At 71.5% G+C, this 17,026-nt stretch carries 13 protein-coding genes; 7 read left to right on the top strand and 6 right to left on the bottom strand.

What is annotated here, in order from left to right; genetic code table 11:
• The first annotated feature begins 12 nt into the window (after positions 1–12).
• The gene (locus AB0M35_RS09240; protein ID WP_363743406.1) at positions 13–1,044 is read left to right on the top strand and encodes an ABC transporter substrate-binding protein; all 1,032 of its coding nucleotides are present in this window, start codon (positions 13–15) and stop codon (positions 1,042–1,044) included.
• A gap of 91 nt (positions 1,045–1,135) precedes the next feature.
• On the top strand, positions 1,136–1,993 hold the full coding sequence (locus tag AB0M35_RS09235; protein WP_363743403.1) for an ABC transporter permease: 858 nt from the start codon (positions 1,136–1,138) through the stop codon (positions 1,991–1,993).
• Positions 1,994–2,221: 228 nt separating this feature from the next.
• Here the strand turns inward: AB0M35_RS09235 and AB0M35_RS09230 are convergent, their stop codons facing one another.
• Positions 2,222–3,403 carry an ABC transporter substrate-binding protein gene (locus AB0M35_RS09230; protein WP_363743401.1) on the bottom strand — a complete coding sequence of 394 codons (1,182 nt, stop codon included), beginning with the start codon at positions 3,401–3,403 and terminating at the stop codon, positions 2,222–2,224.
• 447 nt (positions 3,404–3,850) lie between these two features.
• On the opposite strand from AB0M35_RS09230, the gene AB0M35_RS09225 reads away from it, so the two are divergent.
• The 4 genes from AB0M35_RS09225 to AB0M35_RS09210 are packed head-to-tail and all read left to right on the top strand — an operon-like array spanning position 3,851 to position 8,344.
• Complete coding sequence (locus AB0M35_RS09225; protein WP_363743399.1) at positions 3,851–6,931, top strand: nitrate- and nitrite sensing domain-containing protein; 3,081 nt, start codon at positions 3,851–3,853, stop codon at positions 6,929–6,931.
• Positions 6,928–7,335 carry a roadblock/LC7 domain-containing protein gene (locus tag AB0M35_RS09220; RefSeq protein WP_067313320.1) on the top strand — a complete coding sequence of 136 codons (408 nt, stop codon included), beginning with the start codon at positions 6,928–6,930 and terminating at the stop codon, positions 7,333–7,335. Before AB0M35_RS09225 ends, AB0M35_RS09220 begins: the two co-directional genes overlap by 4 nt.
• 42 nt (positions 7,336–7,377) lie before the next feature.
• Complete coding sequence (locus tag AB0M35_RS09215; protein WP_363743397.1) at positions 7,378–7,740, top strand: DUF742 domain-containing protein; 363 nt, start codon at positions 7,378–7,380, stop codon at positions 7,738–7,740.
• Positions 7,721–8,344, top strand: a complete 624-nt coding sequence (locus tag AB0M35_RS09210; RefSeq protein WP_013735905.1) for an ATP/GTP-binding protein — start codon at positions 7,721–7,723, stop codon at positions 8,342–8,344. Before AB0M35_RS09215 ends, AB0M35_RS09210 begins: the two co-directional genes overlap by 20 nt.
• A 122-nt stretch (positions 8,345–8,466) precedes the next feature.
• Here the strand turns inward: AB0M35_RS09210 and AB0M35_RS09205 are convergent, their stop codons facing one another.
• From AB0M35_RS09205 to AB0M35_RS09185, 5 genes are read right to left on the bottom strand one after another with little or no spacing between them, the layout of a single operon-like run.
• Positions 8,467–9,555, bottom strand: a complete 1,089-nt coding sequence (locus AB0M35_RS09205) for a uroporphyrinogen-III synthase (protein WP_363743395.1) — start codon at positions 9,553–9,555, stop codon at positions 8,467–8,469.
• The gene (gene nirD, locus AB0M35_RS09200; protein ID WP_363743394.1) at positions 9,556–9,903 is read right to left on the bottom strand and encodes a nitrite reductase small subunit NirD; all 348 of its coding nucleotides are present in this window, start codon (positions 9,901–9,903) and stop codon (positions 9,556–9,558) included.
• Positions 9,900–12,422 (bottom strand): nitrite reductase large subunit NirB, encoded by a 2,523-nt coding sequence (gene nirB / locus AB0M35_RS09195; protein ID WP_363743392.1) that lies wholly within the window; start codon positions 12,420–12,422, stop codon positions 9,900–9,902. The genes nirD and nirB overlap by 4 nt, the downstream gene beginning before the upstream one ends.
• Positions 12,419–13,858, bottom strand: a complete 1,440-nt coding sequence (locus AB0M35_RS09190; RefSeq protein WP_363743817.1) for an FAD-dependent oxidoreductase — start codon at positions 13,856–13,858, stop codon at positions 12,419–12,421. The genes nirB and AB0M35_RS09190 overlap by 4 nt, the downstream gene beginning before the upstream one ends.
• Positions 13,859–13,893: 35 nt before the next feature.
• Positions 13,894–16,092 (bottom strand): molybdopterin oxidoreductase family protein, encoded by a 2,199-nt coding sequence (locus tag AB0M35_RS09185; RefSeq protein ID WP_363743390.1) that lies wholly within the window; start codon positions 16,090–16,092, stop codon positions 13,894–13,896.
• Between the two features lie 158 nt (positions 16,093–16,250).
• Between AB0M35_RS09185 and AB0M35_RS09180 the strand changes: the two genes are divergently transcribed.
• Positions 16,251–17,018 carry a class I SAM-dependent methyltransferase gene (locus AB0M35_RS09180; protein WP_363743388.1) on the top strand — a complete coding sequence of 256 codons (768 nt, stop codon included), beginning with the start codon at positions 16,251–16,253 and terminating at the stop codon, positions 17,016–17,018.
• Positions 17,019–17,026: the final 8 nt, after the last annotated feature.

Raw genomic sequence — 17,026 nt, 5'->3', positions numbered from 1 at the left:
CAAGGTGCTTTGATGAGAAGGCTGACCCGTACGGTCGCCGCGGCCACCATGGCCACCGCGCTCGCCCTCGTCGCCGCGTGCAGCAGCGGCTCGGACGACACCGACAACACCAACGGCGGCGGAGGCGCGGCTCTGGAACAGGTGACCTACCTCACCTCGTTCGGCAACTTCGGGCGCGACTCCTACGCCTGGGTGGCGAAGGAGAAGGGCTACTTCAAGGAGGCCGGCTTCGAGGTAGACATCAAGCCCGGCCAGGGCACCAACGCCGTGATCCAGACGATCGTCGGTGGCCAGGCACAGTTCGGCCCGATCGACCTGACCGGTGGCCTGCTCCAGCTCGGCAACGGCGACGCCAAGGACTTCGTCGCGGTGGCGGCGATCCAGCAGCGCACCATGGCCGCCATCGCCACCGTCGAGGGCACGGGGATCAACACCCCCAAGGACCTGGAGGGCAAGAAGCTCGCCGACACCCCGGGCTCCGTCGTGCGTAACCTCTTCCCGACGTACGCGCGGATGGCCGGCGTCGACTACGAGAAGGTGACCTGGGTCAACGGTGAGGCGCAGACCCTGATGGCCACCCTCGGCTCCGGCGCGGTGGACGGCATCGGCCAGTTCGTCGTCGGTCAGCCGACCATCGAGGCGGTGACCAAGAAGAAGGCGGTCCTGCTGCCGTACAGCAACGTGATGCAGGACCTCTACGGCAACGTGCTGATCACCTCCAAGCAGTACGCCAGTGAGAAGCCGGAGTCGGTCAAGCGGTTCTCCGCAGCGCTGCTCAAGGGCCTGGAGCACGCCCTGGCGAACCCCCAGGAGGCGGCCGACATCCTGGCCAAGAACGCCGAGGCGGTGAACCCGGTTGCGGCCGCCGCCGAGCTTCAGCTGATGGCGGGGTACGTCCGCTCCAGCAACTCGGGTACCGCTCTGGGCACGCTGGACAGTGGCCGGGTCGCCAAGAGCATCGCGATCCTGCGCGGCGCGGGTGCACTGAAGTCCGACCTGACCCCCGAGCAGGTCATCGACTTCAACCTCGCTCCCAAGGGCTGAGGCCGACCACCTCGATGGCGGGTACGCCGCACCCGGCAACCGGTGCGGCGTACCCGCCTCGGCACCGAACCACAAAACGTAGGAGGAACCAATGACCGACGTCCGCCCTCGCCAGACGGCGGGGAGCGTGCCCGAGCCGCTCCATGCCGTACCGCGCGGCCGACGAGTGCGTGGCGGCGGCCTGCGACTCGCCACCGTCGCGGCGTTGCTGCCGGCCGTTGGTCTGCTGATCGCGTTCGGTCTCTGGTGGCTGGTCGCCCGGCTGGAGCTGATCCATCCGGCCGCCCTACCGCCGCCGGGCAGCGTCCTGTCGGCGTTCGCCGAGCGGTCGGACCGGCTGCTGGAGCACACCGTCCTCACCACCCGCGAGATCCTGTTCGGCTTCGCGCTCTCCGCTGCGGCGGGAGTGCTGATCGGCCTGGCGTTGGCCGCCTCGCGGATGGTCGAGCGGATGTTCACCCCGCTGCTGGTGGCCGTCAACGCGGTGCCGAAGATCACATTGGGCCCGCTGTTGGTGGTGGCGCTCGGTTGGGGTCAGAAGCCGATCCTGACCATGGTCTTCCTGCTCTGCTTCTTCCCGATCGTGCTGTCCACCGCGACCGGCCTGACCACCACGCCGGCCGACCTGGCCGAGCTGGTCCGGTCCTACAACGCCTCCCGCTGGCAGTCGTTCCGCAAGATCCGCTTCCCGGCCGCTTTGCCGCAGATCTTCGTCGGGCTCAAGGTGGCCATGCCGCTGGCCGCGATCGGCGCGGTGATCGGCGAGTTCCAGGCCGGCGAAGGCGGCCTGGGTTACGTGATCCAGCAGTACGCCGGCGTCGGCGACACCGCCACGGCGTGGGCCGCGATCATCCTGATCGCCCTGGTCAGCATCCTGCTCTACGCCGCGTTGGTGCTCGTCGAGCGGTTCAGCCTCCCCTGGCTACGCGAAACCACCTCCAGCCGCTGACCCCCACCCCCGAGCGGACCGGCAACAGCCCAGCCAGGCACCAGGAACCAGGCACCCCCCCAACGGAACGCAACCAAGGACAGAGACCCCCACCCAGGCTGACCGCGTCCGTCACCCCCGGACGAACGCAGGTGTGGCCCCAGCACAACCGGCGCAGGGATCAAGCCTGACCGCCCGGAGCCGGTTGTGCTGGGGCCACACCCCATCAAGACCACAAAAGGCGGACCCTCAGCTGGCCAACCGCCAGCGGCCGTTCCGGGCGACCAGGGTGGTCAACGCCTGCGGCATCAGCCCGGAGTGGTTGTCCGGCGTCATCCGGATCGGCCCGGACAGCCCGTCCAGTTGCGAGGTTTCCAGCACGTCGCGCAGGCTGTCCCGGTCGACCTTGCCGATCGGACCACCGGCGCGCAGTTCGGCGTCGACGATGAGTTGGACGGCGTCCGCCGCGAACGACGACGAACCGTGGTATCCGCCGAAGCGGGCGGTGTAGTCCTGGAACCACTGGCGACGTGCGGCCTTCGCGGGGGTGGTGGCGATCACGTCGTCGATCACCATCGTCTGGGTGAAGACCAGCGTCGCCCGCTCTGCGGCCCGGGCCGACGCACCCAGGAAGAGATCACCCGCAGCGGAGGCGTCGAAGTACAGCGGGCCGGTGAAACCGGCCTGCTTGACCGCGCCGGCGGCGAGCATCGCCTGCTCCGGTGGGGTCCAGACGACCAGCGCCTCGGGCTCGGCCGCGGCGAGCGTTCCGGCCTGCCGGTCCACTTCGGTGTCGGTGGTGCGGACCGACGCCTCGGCCAGCAGTTGGATGCCGGCCTTGCGGAACTCGCTCCGAAGGGCGTCGGCGCCTTCCCGGCCGTAGGTGTCGTCGCTACGCAACAGCCCCACAGAGGTGATTTTCCGGCGACTGAGTTCGACGGTGAGGGCGCCGGCATTATCGGTGGCATTCGGTGCCAGCTTGAACACGTAGCGTCGATCTGCGACCGGATTGGCCACCGCGCCGGCCGGAGCCAGCGCGACGGTGGGGATCTGGTTCTCATTGATGGTGCGTACCGCGCCGACCGCACATTCGTTGCAGCCGCCCATGATGATGGCGCTGACTCGCGAATCGTTGCCAAAGTCGACGATGTTGCGTAGCGACTCGCTGGCGTCGGATCGGTTGTCCTTCAACAACAGTTCGATAGTCCGGCCGTTGAGGGCGCCGGAGTCATTCAACTGTTCGACTTTCAACTCCAGTGCCTGCCGGTACGCCTTGCCGATGCTGGCGGCCGCCCCGGACAGTTCCAGGTCGGCGGCGATGACGATCGGCGAGGTGTCCTGCTCCTGCCCGCCGAACTGGCAGCCGGTGAGGGTGGTGGCCAGCAGGGCTGATGCGGCCGCCAGAGCGGTCGCGGAGCGGAAGGGGGTCAACTCTGTCCTCCTGATGCGGCGCGGGCGGGGCCCGGTCACCGGCGGCACTGCCGTCCACAGTGGATATTCTGGGCGGGTCTGCCGTACCGTGTGCGCGAAGCCTGCAAAACCTTGCCAATGCCGGGCGCCGCGGTCAAGCGGAGTCACCGGGAGCGTTTCGGGACACCAATCCCACATGTTGGGGTAACGGGATGTTTTCGTATGCTCACGCTGGCGACATGAATGACCACTCTGGAGCTACATGCCCTGATCAAGGGCACTGTGGAAATGTAGGTATTAGTTGACCGGACCACAGGATGCGTGCCCGCCAACGGTTTTCTGCCTCACTGCGGCTTCCCAAACCCGATCCCGTCTGATGAAATCGCGGCCGTGCCGCGCGTGGCGCCGGCCGTCGCTCCATGAACGGATCGACGGGTCAGGCGCGGAGAAAACGACGGAGGCGATGTCGTGAGCACCGGACCGACGACCCTGCCCGCCAGCGGCGACGCCGAGCAGAACGGACGGCGCAGGCTGCCCAGGCTGCGCGACGCCCGGATCCGGTCCAAGCTGGCGCTGATCCTGGTCGTTCCGGTGGCTGCGGTCATCGCGTTGGCCACGGTTCGTCTGATCTCGGTCGGTGAAGGCGCCTACGACGCGTCCCAGGCCCGATCACTCACCGTGCTCTCGACCAAGATCTCCGCCCTGACGAACGACCTGCACGCCGAGCGGATGGCAGCTGCCGCCTACCTCGCCTCGACGCAGCAGCAGGTCGACGCGTACAACCTGCGGGTCCGTCGTACCCAGGAGCGGGTCGACGCGTACCGGGCCGAGCGGGCCCGCATCGGCGAGGTCCCGGCTGCGGTCCGGGACCGGCTGGCGACCATCGACCGGCACCTGGACGCGCTCGACGGCACCCGGCAGGAAGTGCTCGACCGCCAGCAGATGCAGGTCGCCGAGGCCGCGTTGCGCTACGGCGTCGTCCTGGCCGACCTGGTCGCCTACGGCGACGGGCTGGCCCAGCTGCCCGGCGAGGAAAGCCTCGCGGACAGCCGGCGGGCAGTGGCCGCGTTCGCCCGCGCCAAGGCGGCCGTCGCCGAGGAAGAGTCCATCGCCTTCACCGCACTGATCACCGGCCGGCTCGACAACGAGCAGTTCTCCGCGTTCGTGGCCACCCTGACCGGGCAGCAGGAGGCGCTGCTGGCCTTCTCGTTGGCCGCTGACCCGGTACAGCGCGCGCTGGTCGACAGCACGGTCTCCGGTGACGCCGTGGTGCTGGCCGACCGGATCGCCACCGACATCAGCCGCTCGGTGGGGCAGCGTTCGCCGGTTACCGCCCAGGACGCCACCGCCGCGATCGGCGCGGTCAACGAGCTGATGCGGTGGGCCGAGATCGAGCTTCAGGATCGTCTCCTCGCCCAGGCCGAGCAGGCTCGTTCGGACGTCATCCGGCAGGCCGTCGTCGAGACGACGCTGGTGCTGCTCACCCTGGTCATCGCGGTGACGCTGGCCGTGGTGCTGGCCCGCTCGCTCAACCACTCGCTGCGCCGCCTCCGCGAGGGCGCGCTCTCGGTGGCCCTCCACGACCTTCCCGAGGCGGTGCGCCGGCTCCAGGGGATGGGCAACGTCAGCGACGGCAGTGTCGACGAGATCGTCCGCGAGGTACGGGACCCGATCCAGCTCAACAACCGTGACGAGGTGGGCCAGGTCGCCTCGGCGTTCAACGTCGTGCACCGGGAAGCGGTCCGGGTCGCCGCCGAGCAGGCGGCGCTGCGTAGCAGCGTCTCGGCGATGTTCCTCAACCTGGCTCGCCGCAGCCAGACGCTGGTCGACCGGATGATCGGCGAACTCGACGCGATCGAGCGTGGCGAGGAGGACCCGAAGCGCCTCGCCCAGCTCTTCGAGCTTGACCACCTCGCCACCCGGATGCGCCGCAACGACGAGAACCTGCTGGTGCTGGCCGGGGCCGACTCGGCCGTACCACGCCGCGACGACGCGTTGCTCGTCGACGTGCTGCGAGCCGCGCAGTCCGAGGTGGAGCTCTACAACCGCATCGAGTTCGGCACCGTCGACACCGACGTGTCGGTGGCCGCCCACGCGGTCAACGACGTGGTACGGCTGGTGGCCGAACTGCTCGACAACGCCACCCGCTTCTCGCCACCGAACACCACCGTCGTCGCCGACGGTCGACGGATCCGTGACTACGTCCTCATCCAGATCGAGGACCGTGGTCTCGGCCTGACCGACGAGCAGCTGGAATCGCTCAACCGGCGGCTGGCCGCTCCCTCCGCCGTGGACGTCTCGGCGTTCCGGCTGATGGGTCTGGCCGTGGTCAGCCGGCTCGCGTCCCGCTACGGCATCCGGGTCGAGCTGCGCCGCAACGTCGAGGGTGGCACGGTCGCGCAGGTCACGCTGCCTGCCGCCACGGTGATCCTACCGAGCCTTCGGGGGCGCGAGCAGGCGATCACCCGCCCGCGTCAGCCGCTCGCGGTCGAACAGGCTCCGCCCGGTGCCGGTGACCCGCTCGCCGGAGCGGGGCGCAGCACCACCGCGACTCTGAGCGACCGGTGGCGTACCAGCCCGTCGACCGCCGCACCCTGGCCGGCCGCCGAACCGGCGCCGGAGAAGGCTCCACCGGCCTACGCCGGCGGGTTCAGTGCCGGCACGCCCACCGTCGCCCAGCCGACCATCGACCCGCTGACGTACCGGACGGCGAACACCCCCGCCGACCCGCACCCGGCCGCACCCGTACTGCCGGTGGGCCCGGTCGCCGGTGCTGCGGTCAGCACAGCGAACGGCTTCGCACCGGCGACCCCGAACGGGTTCGCGCCGACGGCGGGCCAGGGGCCGGGTACCGGCTACGACAACTCGATGTTCGGTGGGCTGGGCGCCAGCCTGGCCGCCACCGCCCCGGTCGCGAGCGCACCGATCACCGCACCACCCGAGCCGCAGGCCGAGGCGCCGATCTTCCGCGAGATGGAGGCGGTCTGGTTCCGGTCGCACGGCAACGACGTGACGGCCATCTTCAGCCGGCCACAGTTCGACGAGCCACCCGCGCCGGCAGCCGCCGCCCCATCGGTGCCGACCGTCGAGCCGACCAAGGGACGTAGTCCGCTGCCCACCCGTACGCCGGGCGCGGCTGCTGGCGGCGCATCCTTGCCGCCGCCGTCGTACCCTGCCTCGTCCACCGGGTCGACCGGGACGCTGCCCGCCGCGCCTCCGCCCGCCGCGCCATCGCCGGCGGAACCGGCACCGGCCGCCGCGTCCGCCGACGACGACGCCTGGCGGACCGCCGCCGACGAGGGCTGGTCGCGCGCCAGCCAGGCCGCCGAGCCCACCCCTGCCGGTACGACCCGGTCCGGGCTGCCGAAGCGGGTGCCGCAGGCGCAACTCGTACCGGGCGGGATCGAAACCCGCAGCGGACGGGAGCACAGTCGGCGTACCCCGGACGAAGTACGCGGTCTGCTGTCGGCCTACCACCGCGGCGTCCAGCGCGGCCGAACGGCCGGCGCGAGTCAGAACAGCACCTCGACCAAGGAGACGAGCCGATGAACAGGCCCGCGGCCATGCAGGACATGGGTTGGCTACTCACCAACTTCGCCGACAGCGTGGCGGGTATCGCCCACGTGGTGGCGGTGTCCGCAGACGGCCTGCTGCTCGCCTCCTCCCGCGACCTGCCGACGGACCGGGCGGACCAGCTCGCCGCCATCACCTCCGGTGTGGTCAGCCTGACCGAGGGAGCCGCGCGGATGTTCAGCGCCGGCGGTGTGTTGCAGACGGTCATCGAGATGGACAGCGGCTACCTGTTCCTGATGTCCATCAGCGACGGCTCGTCGATGGCGGTGCTCGCGGCGCGTAGCTGCGACGTCGGCCAGGTGGGCTACGAGATGGCGTTGCTGGTCGAACGGGTCGGTGCGGCGCTGGTGCCGTTGCCCCGGGACGCGGTGCGGTCATAGCGCGTACGGTGCGACGGCGGACGGGAGAGGAGGTGATCGCGGATGGATCCGCGACGTGACCCACGGGGTGCGTTGGTGCGGCCGTACGCGGTCACCCGGGGCCGCACCGAACCGCTCCGGGACATCGCCCTGGAAGCGGTGCTGGTCGCCAGCCCCACCCAGATCGCCGAGTCGCGGTTTGCCGGGCACGACAAGCATCGCATCGCCATGGTCTGCGAGGGCCGCCCCGAGTCGTTGGCGGAGATCGCCGCGTACACCCGGCTACCGCTGGGTGTCGCCCGGGTGCTGGTCGCCGACATGGTGACCGAAGGCCTGTTGACGCTACAGACGGCCGCTCCCGCCACAGGTTACGAGGAGCGGATGGAAATGCTGGGAAGGGTGCTGAGTGGACTTCGCGAGCTATGACCCCGCCGGGGCCCGCCAGAGCCGGGGAATCATCTCCGCGAAGATCGTCGTCGCGGGTGGCTTCGGTGTCGGCAAGACCACGTTGGTCGGCGCGATCTCGGAGATCACACCGCTGACCACCGAGGCGGTGATGACCGCGGCGGGCGTCGGGATCGACGACTCGTCCAAGGTGCCGGGCAAGGAGACCACCACGGTCGCCATGGACTTCGGCCGGATCACCATGGCGCAGGATCTGATCCTGTACCTCTTCGGCACACCTGGGCAGACCCGGTTCTGGTTCATGTGGGACGAGATCATTCGTGGTGCGGTGGGCGCGGCGGTCCTGGTGGACACCCGCCGGATCACCGACGCGTTCGCGCCGCTGGACTACTTCGAGAACCGCAGGCTGCCGTACGTGGTCGCACTGAACCGGTTCGACGGCGCGCCGCAATACGAGCTGGACGAGGTACGCGAGGCGTTGGCCATCTCGCCGGACGTGCCGCTGGTGATGACCGACGCCCGGCGGCGCGAGTCGGTCAAGCAGGTGATGGTGACCGTCGTCGAGCACGCCATGGCCCGGCTTCAGGCCGAGCACGACCGCGGTTTCCCGACTCCGGTCGGCTGACCTGCGACGGGCACTCGTCCCGCGGCCCGGCTACCGCCGGTGTGGCGGGACGGGTGCCCGTCGCCTGTCAAGCGGGGGCCCCTGTACTACCGCAGGCGTTAACCAGGGGCCCTTCCTTCACGTCAGTCGACGCGGAGGCGGTAGCCGCGCTTGACGACGGTCTGCACCACCCGGGGAGCCTTCAGACCGGCCCGCAACCGGGCCACCGCCATCTCCACGGCGTGCTCGTCCGCGCCGCGTGGCAGCGTACGCAGCAGGGCGGTACGCGACAGCACCCGACCCGGTGCCTGAGCCAGTGCCCGCAGCACCGCCATCGGTGCCGGAGCCAACGGGCGCAGTTCGCCGTCCACCACGGCGGCGTGCCCGCGCAGCGTGAGCAAGTGCCCGGCGACCTTGATGGTGACCGTACGCCGGGGCAGTTCGTCGACGATGGTGCGTACCAGCGCGCCCAGCCGGGCCCGGCTCGGCGCGCTCACCGGCACGCCCCGGCGGACCAACGGCTCGGCGGTCACCGGGCCGACGCAGCTGGCCAGCACGTCGCCACGCAACGCCGCCAGTACCGCCTCCGTCCGGTCACCGGCGGCGCGTAGCAGCGCTTCCGCCGCCGGTGCCGAGGTGAAGGTGACCGCGTCCACCAGCCGACCGGCCACCAGGTCGACCAGCCGGTGCAGGGGGGCCGGGTCGGTCGGTGGCGCCCAGCGGTAGACCGGGATCTCGATGACGGTGGCGCCGGCCTCCTCCAGGGCCCGGGTGCACTCGGGTTGCCGTTCGCCGTGCAACTGCATGGCGATCACCTGCCCGGCCACGCCCCGCCGACGCAGGTGCTCGACGACCTCGTCACAGCTCTCCGACTCGGGGGACCACTGGTCGTACAGGCCGGCGGCGCGGATCGCGCCTCGTGCCTTCGGGCCTCGGGCCACCACGTACGCGTCGTTGAGCACCGAGCGCAGCGGCTCGGCGACCCCCCATCCCTCGGCGGCTTCGAGCCACCCGCGCATGCCGATCCCAGTGTTGGCCATCAGCACGTCCGGTGGCCGGTCCAGACAGGCCCGGGTGGCCTCGCGCAGCGCGGTGTCGTCCGCGAGCGGCACGATCCGCAGCGCGGGGGCGAGCACCACCCGCGCGCCACGCCGCTGGAGCAGCGCGGCGAGTTCGTCCCGCCGCCGGTCGGCGGTCACCCCGATGGTGAAGCCGGCCAGTTCCTCGCGCATTCACCCCTCCTGTCTCAGCCGCACCTCGACCATGCCGTCCCGGCAACGGATCTCGTGCCGGGCCACGCAGACCCCAGGCAGGTCGAGACAGTCCCCCGTACGCAGGTCGTACACCTGCTTGTGCAGCGGTGAGGCGACCGTCGGCACGCCGTGTCGGCTGCCGACGATGCCCCGGGACAGCACGTACGCGCCGGTGACCGGGTCCCGGTTCTCGATCGCGTACAACCCGTCAGTGGTCCGGAACAGCGCGACCTGGACGCCGTCGACCAGGGCGGCGACACCCCGGTCCAGGTCCAGCCGGCGCAACGGGCAGACGGTGTGCCAGCGCACGGTCGTCACGGTGGTCATCGCCGCACCTCCGGCAGCCCGAGCGTGACCGGTTGACGGTGCTCGGGTGACGGGGGTCGACCACCGACGGGTACGGGTTGTCCGCGTTCGGTGACGAAGGTGATCGACGGGTCGGGTACGTCCGGCGCGTTGACGAAGGAGGTGAACCGGCGTAGTCGGTCCGGGTCGTCGAGCACGTCACGCCACTCGTCGGAGTAGGACGCGACGTGCCGGGCCATCGCGGCGTCCAGTTCCGCGCAGAGGCCCAGCGAGTCGTCCACGATCACCGACCGCAGATGGTCGAGGCCGCCGTCCATGGCCTCGATCCATGCGGCGGTGCGTTGCAGCCGGTCGGCGGTGCGGACATAGAACATCAGGAACCGGTCGATCATGGTGACCAGTTCGGCGGTGCTCAGATCGGTGGCGAACAGGTCGGCGTGCCGGGGTCGGAAGCCCCCGTTGCCGCCGAGGTAGAGGTTCCAGCCGGTCTCGGTGGCGATGATGCCGAAGTCCTTGCTGCGGGCCTCGGCGCACTCCCGGGCACAGCCGGAGACCGCTGACTTGATCTTGTGTGGTGCGCGTAGACCCCGGTAGCGCAGCTCCAACGTGACGGCCAGCCCGACCGAGTCCTGCACCCCGTACCGGCACCAGGTGGAGCCCACACAGGACTTCACCGTACGCAGCGCCTTGCCGTACGCGTGACCGGACTCGAATCCGGCGTCGACGAGCCGGCGCCAGATCTGCGGCAGCTGGTCGACCCGCGCCCCGAACAGGTCGATGCGCTGCCCGCCGGTGATCTTCGTGTAGAGCTGGAAGTCCCGGGCCACCTCGCCGATGACGATCAGCTTCTCCGGGGTGATCTCCCCGCCGGGGATCCGGGGCACCACCGAGTAGCTGCCGTCGCGTTGCAGGTTCGCCAGGAAGTGGTCGTTGGTGTCCTGCAACGAGGCCTGCTCGCCGTCGAGGATGTGCCCGCTGCCCAGCGAGGCGAGGATCGAGGCGACGACCGGCTTGCAGATGTCGCAGCCCCGTCCCCGGCCGTGCTCGGCGATCAACCCGGAGAACGTCCGGAGGCCGCGTACCCGGACGATGTCGAACAGCTCCTGCCGGCTGACGTCGAAGTGTTCGCACAGCGCCCGGGACTGGGTGACACCGGCCGCGTCGAGCAACTGCTTGAGCATCGGTACGCAGGACCCGCAACTGGTACCGGCCCGGGTGCACGCCTTCAGGGCCGCCACGTCGGCACAGCCGCCCGCGATGGCCGTGTCGATGTCCGCGCGGGTGACCGCGTTGCAGGAGCAGACCTGCGCGGACGCCGGCAGGGCCCCGACGGTCGCGGCGCCGGCGCCGGCCGGGGCGAGCAACGCCAGCGGGGCGGCCGGCAGCGGCCCGCCCACACTCGCCCGCAGGGTCGGGTAGGCACTGGCGTCGCCCACCAGCACCCCGCCGAGCAGCGTCGTCGCGTCGTCGGAGAGGACCAGCTTGGCGTAGACGCGGGTGGCCGGATCGGTGTACGTCACGTCCAGGCAGCCGGGGGTGGTGCCGTGCGCGTCACCGAACGAGGCCACGTCGACGCCGAGCAGCTTGAGTTTGGTGGCGGTGTCCGCGCCGGTGAAGGTGGCCGCCCCGCCGACCAGCCGGTCGGCCACCACCTCGGCCATCGCGTAGCCGGGCGCCACCAGGCCGTAGCAGGTCCCCTCGACGGCCGCGCACTCGCCGACCGCGTAGATCCGCTCGTCGGAGGTCCGGCAGGTGTCGTCCACGAGCACCCCACCGCGCGGGCCGACATCGAGCCCGGCGCGGCGCGCCAACTCGTCGCGGGGGCGGATGCCGGCGGCCACCACCACCAGGTCGGCGTCGAGCAGCGTGCCGTCGGCCAGTTCCAGGGTGGCGACCGTACCGTCCGGGCCGGGGCGCAGCGCGGTGGTGGCGACCCCGAGGTGACAGGCCACCCCCAGCTCCTCGACGTAACGGCGGAGCAGCGCACCTCCGGCGGTGTCGACCTGGGCCGGCATCAGCCGGGGCGCGAACTCCACCACGCTGGTGGACAGGCCGAGCAGGCGCAACGCGTTCGCCGCCTCCAGGCCGAGCAGACCGCCCCCGATCACCGCGCCGGTCCGCCGGCCTCGGGCGTGCTCACGGATCGCCGACAGGTCGTCCAATGTCCGGTAGACGAACACCCCGGGCAGGCCGGCGCCGTCCACCGGCGGCACGAACGCGGACGAGCCGGTGGCGAACACCAGCACGTCGTACGGGTACTCGCCGCTGGCCGTGGTCACCACCCGGCGGGCCCGGTCCACGTCGGTGGCCGCCTCGCCGAGGCGCAACTGCACCCCGTCGTACGAGGTGTGCAGGTTCAACTCGTCGGCCGAGGCGCCGTCGAAGTACGCCGAGAGCCGCACCCGGTCGTACGCCGGCCGGGTCTCCTCGGCGAGGACCGTGACCCGCCAACGGCCCTGCGGGTCCCGCGCACGCAGCGCGTCCACGAACCGCTGCCCGACCATGCCGTTGCCGATCACGACCACGTTGCCGTCGGTCATCGTCCCACCTCCACCGGATCCGCTCTGGACAACCAGTCGACGATGCCGGCGACCGCGTCCCGGCACCCGCCGCAGCCGGTACCGGCCCTGGTCCCGGCGACGACCTCGTCGAACGTGCGCGCGCCACCCCGCCAGCAGTTCACCAGCGCGCCCTTGCTGACCGTGTTGCACTGACACACCGTGGCCGCGTCGGGCATCAACGCGGGCGAGGCGGCGGGGGCCGCGACGGCACCGCCCACGGCCCGGCCGAGCAGCAGCGCCCGTCGGTCGGCGGGCACCGGGTGACCCCGGTCGAACAGCTGGATCACCGTGCCCACGGAGGGGTTGTCGCCGAGCAGGATCGCCCCGGCCAGCCGCTCGTCGTGGATGCGCAGCCGGGCGTACGTGCCCCGGGCCGGATCGGCGAAGGTCAACTCCTCACCCGGACCGCCGGTCGGGTCACCCATCGCGGCGAGGTCGATGCCGGCCGCCTTGAGCCGGGTCACCACCGGCCGGGGTCGGTACCGGGCCTGCGGATCCTGCCCGGTCAGCAGTTGGGCCACCACCCGGGCCTGTGCCCAGGCCGGGGCCACCAGCCCGGTCGGGGCCGAGCCGTGCTGCGCGCAGTCGCCGATCGCGGAGATCCGGGGATCGCTGGTGCGCAGCCGGTCGTCGACCAGCACACCCCGCTGCACCGCCAGGCCGGCCGCCTCGGCCAGCGCCGTGTCGGGCCGTACCCCGCAGGCGAGCACCAACAGGTCCGCGTCGAGCGCGCGGCCGTCGGCCAACGTCAGGCGTACCCCGGTCGCGTCGGCCGTCACGCCGGTCGGCATGACGGCCAGGTGGGTGGTCACGCCGAGCCCGGCGAGGGTGCCGGCGAGCATCTCGCCGGCCACGGCGTCGAGCTGACGCTCCATCAGGTACGGCACCCGGTGCACCACCGCGACGTCCAGCCCCCGGGCGGCGAGCCCTCGGGCGGCCTCCAGGCCCAGCAACCCGCCGCCGAGCACCAGGGCGCGGCGGGCGCCGTTTGCCAGGGCGAGGATGCGCCGGCAGTCGGCCAGGGTACGGAACGCGACCACCCGGTCCGGCAGCCGCGCCGGATCGAGGCCGGGCAGCGCCGGCACCACCGCCCGTGCGCCGGTGGCGAGCACCAGATGGTCGTAGCGGATCCGGTCGCCGTCGTCGGTGCCTACCTCTTGGGCGGCGCGGTCGATCGCCCGCACCGCGACTCCGGTACGCAGGTCGACGCCGCGCCCGGTGGTCTCCGTCAGCTCCACGTCCGGCTCACCGATCTTGCCGGCGAGCAGCGTGGACAGCATGATCCGGTTGTACGCCGGGTGCGGCTCCGCCCCGACCACGGTGACCTTGAGATCCTGACCCCGGGCGTGCAACTCGGCGGCCAGGCGAGCCCCGGCCATCCCGTTGCCGATCACCACCACCCGCTCGCCGTTCATCGCGTCGGGCCGGCGGTCCGCTCGCTGGCGCTCGCTCACGACGCCACCCGCTCCACCCGGACCGCGCAGATCTTGAATTCGGGCATGCCGGAGACCGGGTCGACGGCGTCGTTGGTGACTGAGTTCGCCCGGGCGGCCCCGCCCCAGTGGAACGGTGCGAAGACGGTGTCCGGCCGGATCGCCGGGCTGAGCCGGGCGGGTGCCCGGAACTCGCCCCGCCGGGAGAGCACCCGGACCGGTTCTCCGTCGGTCACCCCGAGCCGGTCGGCGAGGTCGGGATGCAACTCCACGAAGGCGTCGGGGGCGGCCTGGCGCAGCGCGGCCACCCGACGGGTCTGGGTGCCGGACTGGTACTGGGCGAGCACCCGGCCGGTGGTGAAGTACAACGGATACTGCGCGCAGACCTCCTCGGCCGCCGGGCGGTGCTCCACGGGATGGAACCGGGCCCGCCCGTCGGGGGTGGCGAAACCGTCGGCGAACAGGCGCGGGGAATCCGGCCCGTCCTCGCGCGGGCAGGGCCAGAACACCCCGTCGGCGGCGTCGATCCGTTCCCAGCTGATCCCGGCGTAGTCGGCGAGCCCACCGGCCGAGGCCCGGCGCAACTCGGCGAACACCGTACGTGGGTCGGCGGCTCGCGCCTCGCGTTCGCGGTCGGCGGCTGATCCGGCTTCGCTGTCGGCTGTTAACAGGGGGCCCTTCCTATGCACGAGGCGATAAGAAGGTGCCCTTCCTTTCATCCGGGTGGCGAGGTCGGTGAGGATGGCCAGGTCGGTGCGGACGCCGGTCGGGGGCGGGCGCAGGGCGCGTCGGCGCAGCACCCGTCCCTCCAGGTTGGTCATGGTGCCGTCCTCCTCGGCCCACTGGGCGGTGGGCAGCACCACGTCGGCCAGTGCCGCCGTTTCGGAGAGCAGGAAGTCGGCGACGACGAGCAGATCCAGGTCGCGCAGCCGGTTCTCGATCCGGGTCGCGCGAGGTGCGGAGACCACCGGGTTGGAGCCGAAGACCAGCAGCGCGCGCGGGCCGTCCACAGTGCCCAGTGAGTCCAGCAACTGGTACGCGGGCACGCCCGGACCGGGCAGTTCGTCGGCGGGTACGCCCCACACCTGCGCGACGTGGGAGCGGGCCGCCGGGTCGTCGATCCTGCGGTATCCGGGAAGCTGGTCGGCCTTCTGTCCGTGTTCGCGGCCACCCTGCCCGTTGCCCTGCCCGGTCAGGCAGCCGTACCCGGATCCGGGGCGACCGGGCAGGCCGAGCGCCAGGGCGAGGTTGACGAAGCCGGTGACCGTGTCGACGCCCTTGGCGTGCTGCTCGGCGCCCCGCGCAGTGAGGATGATTGCCCGCTCGGCGGTACCGAGGGCGTGGACCGTCGCCTCCAGATCCGCCACCGGCACGCCGGAGAGCGCCTCGGCCCGAGCCGGCCACCAGCCCGCCACGGTGCGCCGGACGTCGGCGAAGCCGGTGGTACGGGTGGCGACGTAGTCGCTGTCGACGTAGCCCTCGGTCAGGGCGATGTGCAGCAGGGCGTTCGCCACCGCCAGGTCGGTGCCGGGCAGGGGTTGCAGGTGCAGGTCGGCCTGCCGGGCGGTGGCGGTGGCCCGTGGGTCGACCACGATCAGTTTGCCGCCGCGCTGCCGCAACTCGGTCAGCCAACGCACCAGCGGCGGCATGGTCTCCGCCGGGTTCGCGCCGACCAGCAGCAGGGTGTCCGCCTGCCCGAGGTCGGACAGCGGGAACGGCAGTCCCCGGTCGACGCCGAAGGCGCGCATCCCGGCGGCGGCCGCCGACGACATGCAGAACCGTCCGTTGTAGTCGATGTGCCGGGTACGCAGCGTCACCCGGGCGAACCTGCCCAGCGCGTACGCCTTCTCGTTGGTGAGCCCGCCGCCACCGAAGACGGCGACCGCGTCGCGGCCGTGTCGCCACTGCACCTCGCCGATGCCGGTGGTGACGCGTTCCAGCGCGGCGTCCCAGCTGGCCGGGCGGAGTTTGCCGCTGGCCGGGTCGCGCAGCAGTGGAGTGGTCAGCCGCTCCGGGTGGGTCAGCAGCTCGGCCGAGGTCCAGCCCTTCTGGCACAGGCCACCGCGGTTGGTGGGGAACTGCCGGGGGAGTACGGACACCCGGCCGTCCTCCTCGCGCAGCGTCATCGCACACTGGAGGGCGCAGTACGGGCAGTGCGTCGCCACCTCTCGGGGCGTACGCCCCGATGGTGTCGCCGACCGTGCACCGTCTGTCATGTCGGCAAAGCGTGCCGTTGTGCAGTTTCCGGCCCGCGTCCCGTTTGTTTCGGTCCTGTCAAGTGCCGCTCACACCGCACGACGGCGGCGCGTCGGATCGCCTGGCTTAGAATGTGGAACAGTATTCCCGCATTTTGGGAAGCATGGAGGGAGCCGACATGGATGTGGCCCGGGCGTTCGACGCGGTGGCCGGCAGTTACGACGAGGCCCGGCGCCGGCTGGTGCCCTGCTTCGACGAGTTCTACGGCACTGCGGTCGAGGTGGCCGAGCCGGCGCTGCGGGCCGCCCTCGCCGCCGGGCGTACGCCCCAGGTGCTGGACCTCGGCGCCGGCACCGGGCTGCTGTCCTCGCTGATCGCCGCAGCCGTGCCGGAATCCCGGGTGACCCTGCTCGACGCCGCGCCGAAGATGCTGGCCGTGGCGGCCGAGCACCTTACCGCGCGGGCTGTGGCGCACCGGGTGATCGTGGCCGATCTGGTCGACCCGCTCCCCTCGGGCCGGTACGACGCCGTGGTCAGCGCAGTGGCCATCCACCATCTCGACGATGCCGCCAAGCGGGACCTCTACCGGCGGGTGGCCGAGACGCTCACACCCGGTGGCGTCTTCGTCAACGCCGAACAGGTCGCCGGGCCGACCGCCGAGTTGGATCGGCGCTACCACCAGGTCTGGCTGTCCCAGATCGCCGCACGCGGCTCCGACGCCGACGAGATCGCCGCCGCCGAGCAGCGGATGGCGTACGACCGCCCCGCGCCGGTGGACGAGCAGTGTCGATGGCTGATCGAGGCCGGCCTGGTGGACGTGGACTGCTTCTTCAAGTCCTGGCGCTTCGCCGTCTTCGGCGGTCACGCCCCGGATCTGCCCGATGCGAGGGCTGAGCATCGAGGGCGTGAGGGCGGATCGGATGACTGGTGGTCATACCAGCGGTAGTCTGTCCG

Origin of the sequence: Micromonospora sp. NPDC051196 (genome assembly GCF_040682415.1) — a bacterium.
Taxonomy (GTDB): Bacteria; Actinomycetota; Actinomycetes; order Mycobacteriales; family Micromonosporaceae; genus Micromonospora.
The sequence above is the reverse complement of the archived record's forward strand: the minus strand, read 5'-3'. Positions and strand labels throughout refer to the sequence as shown.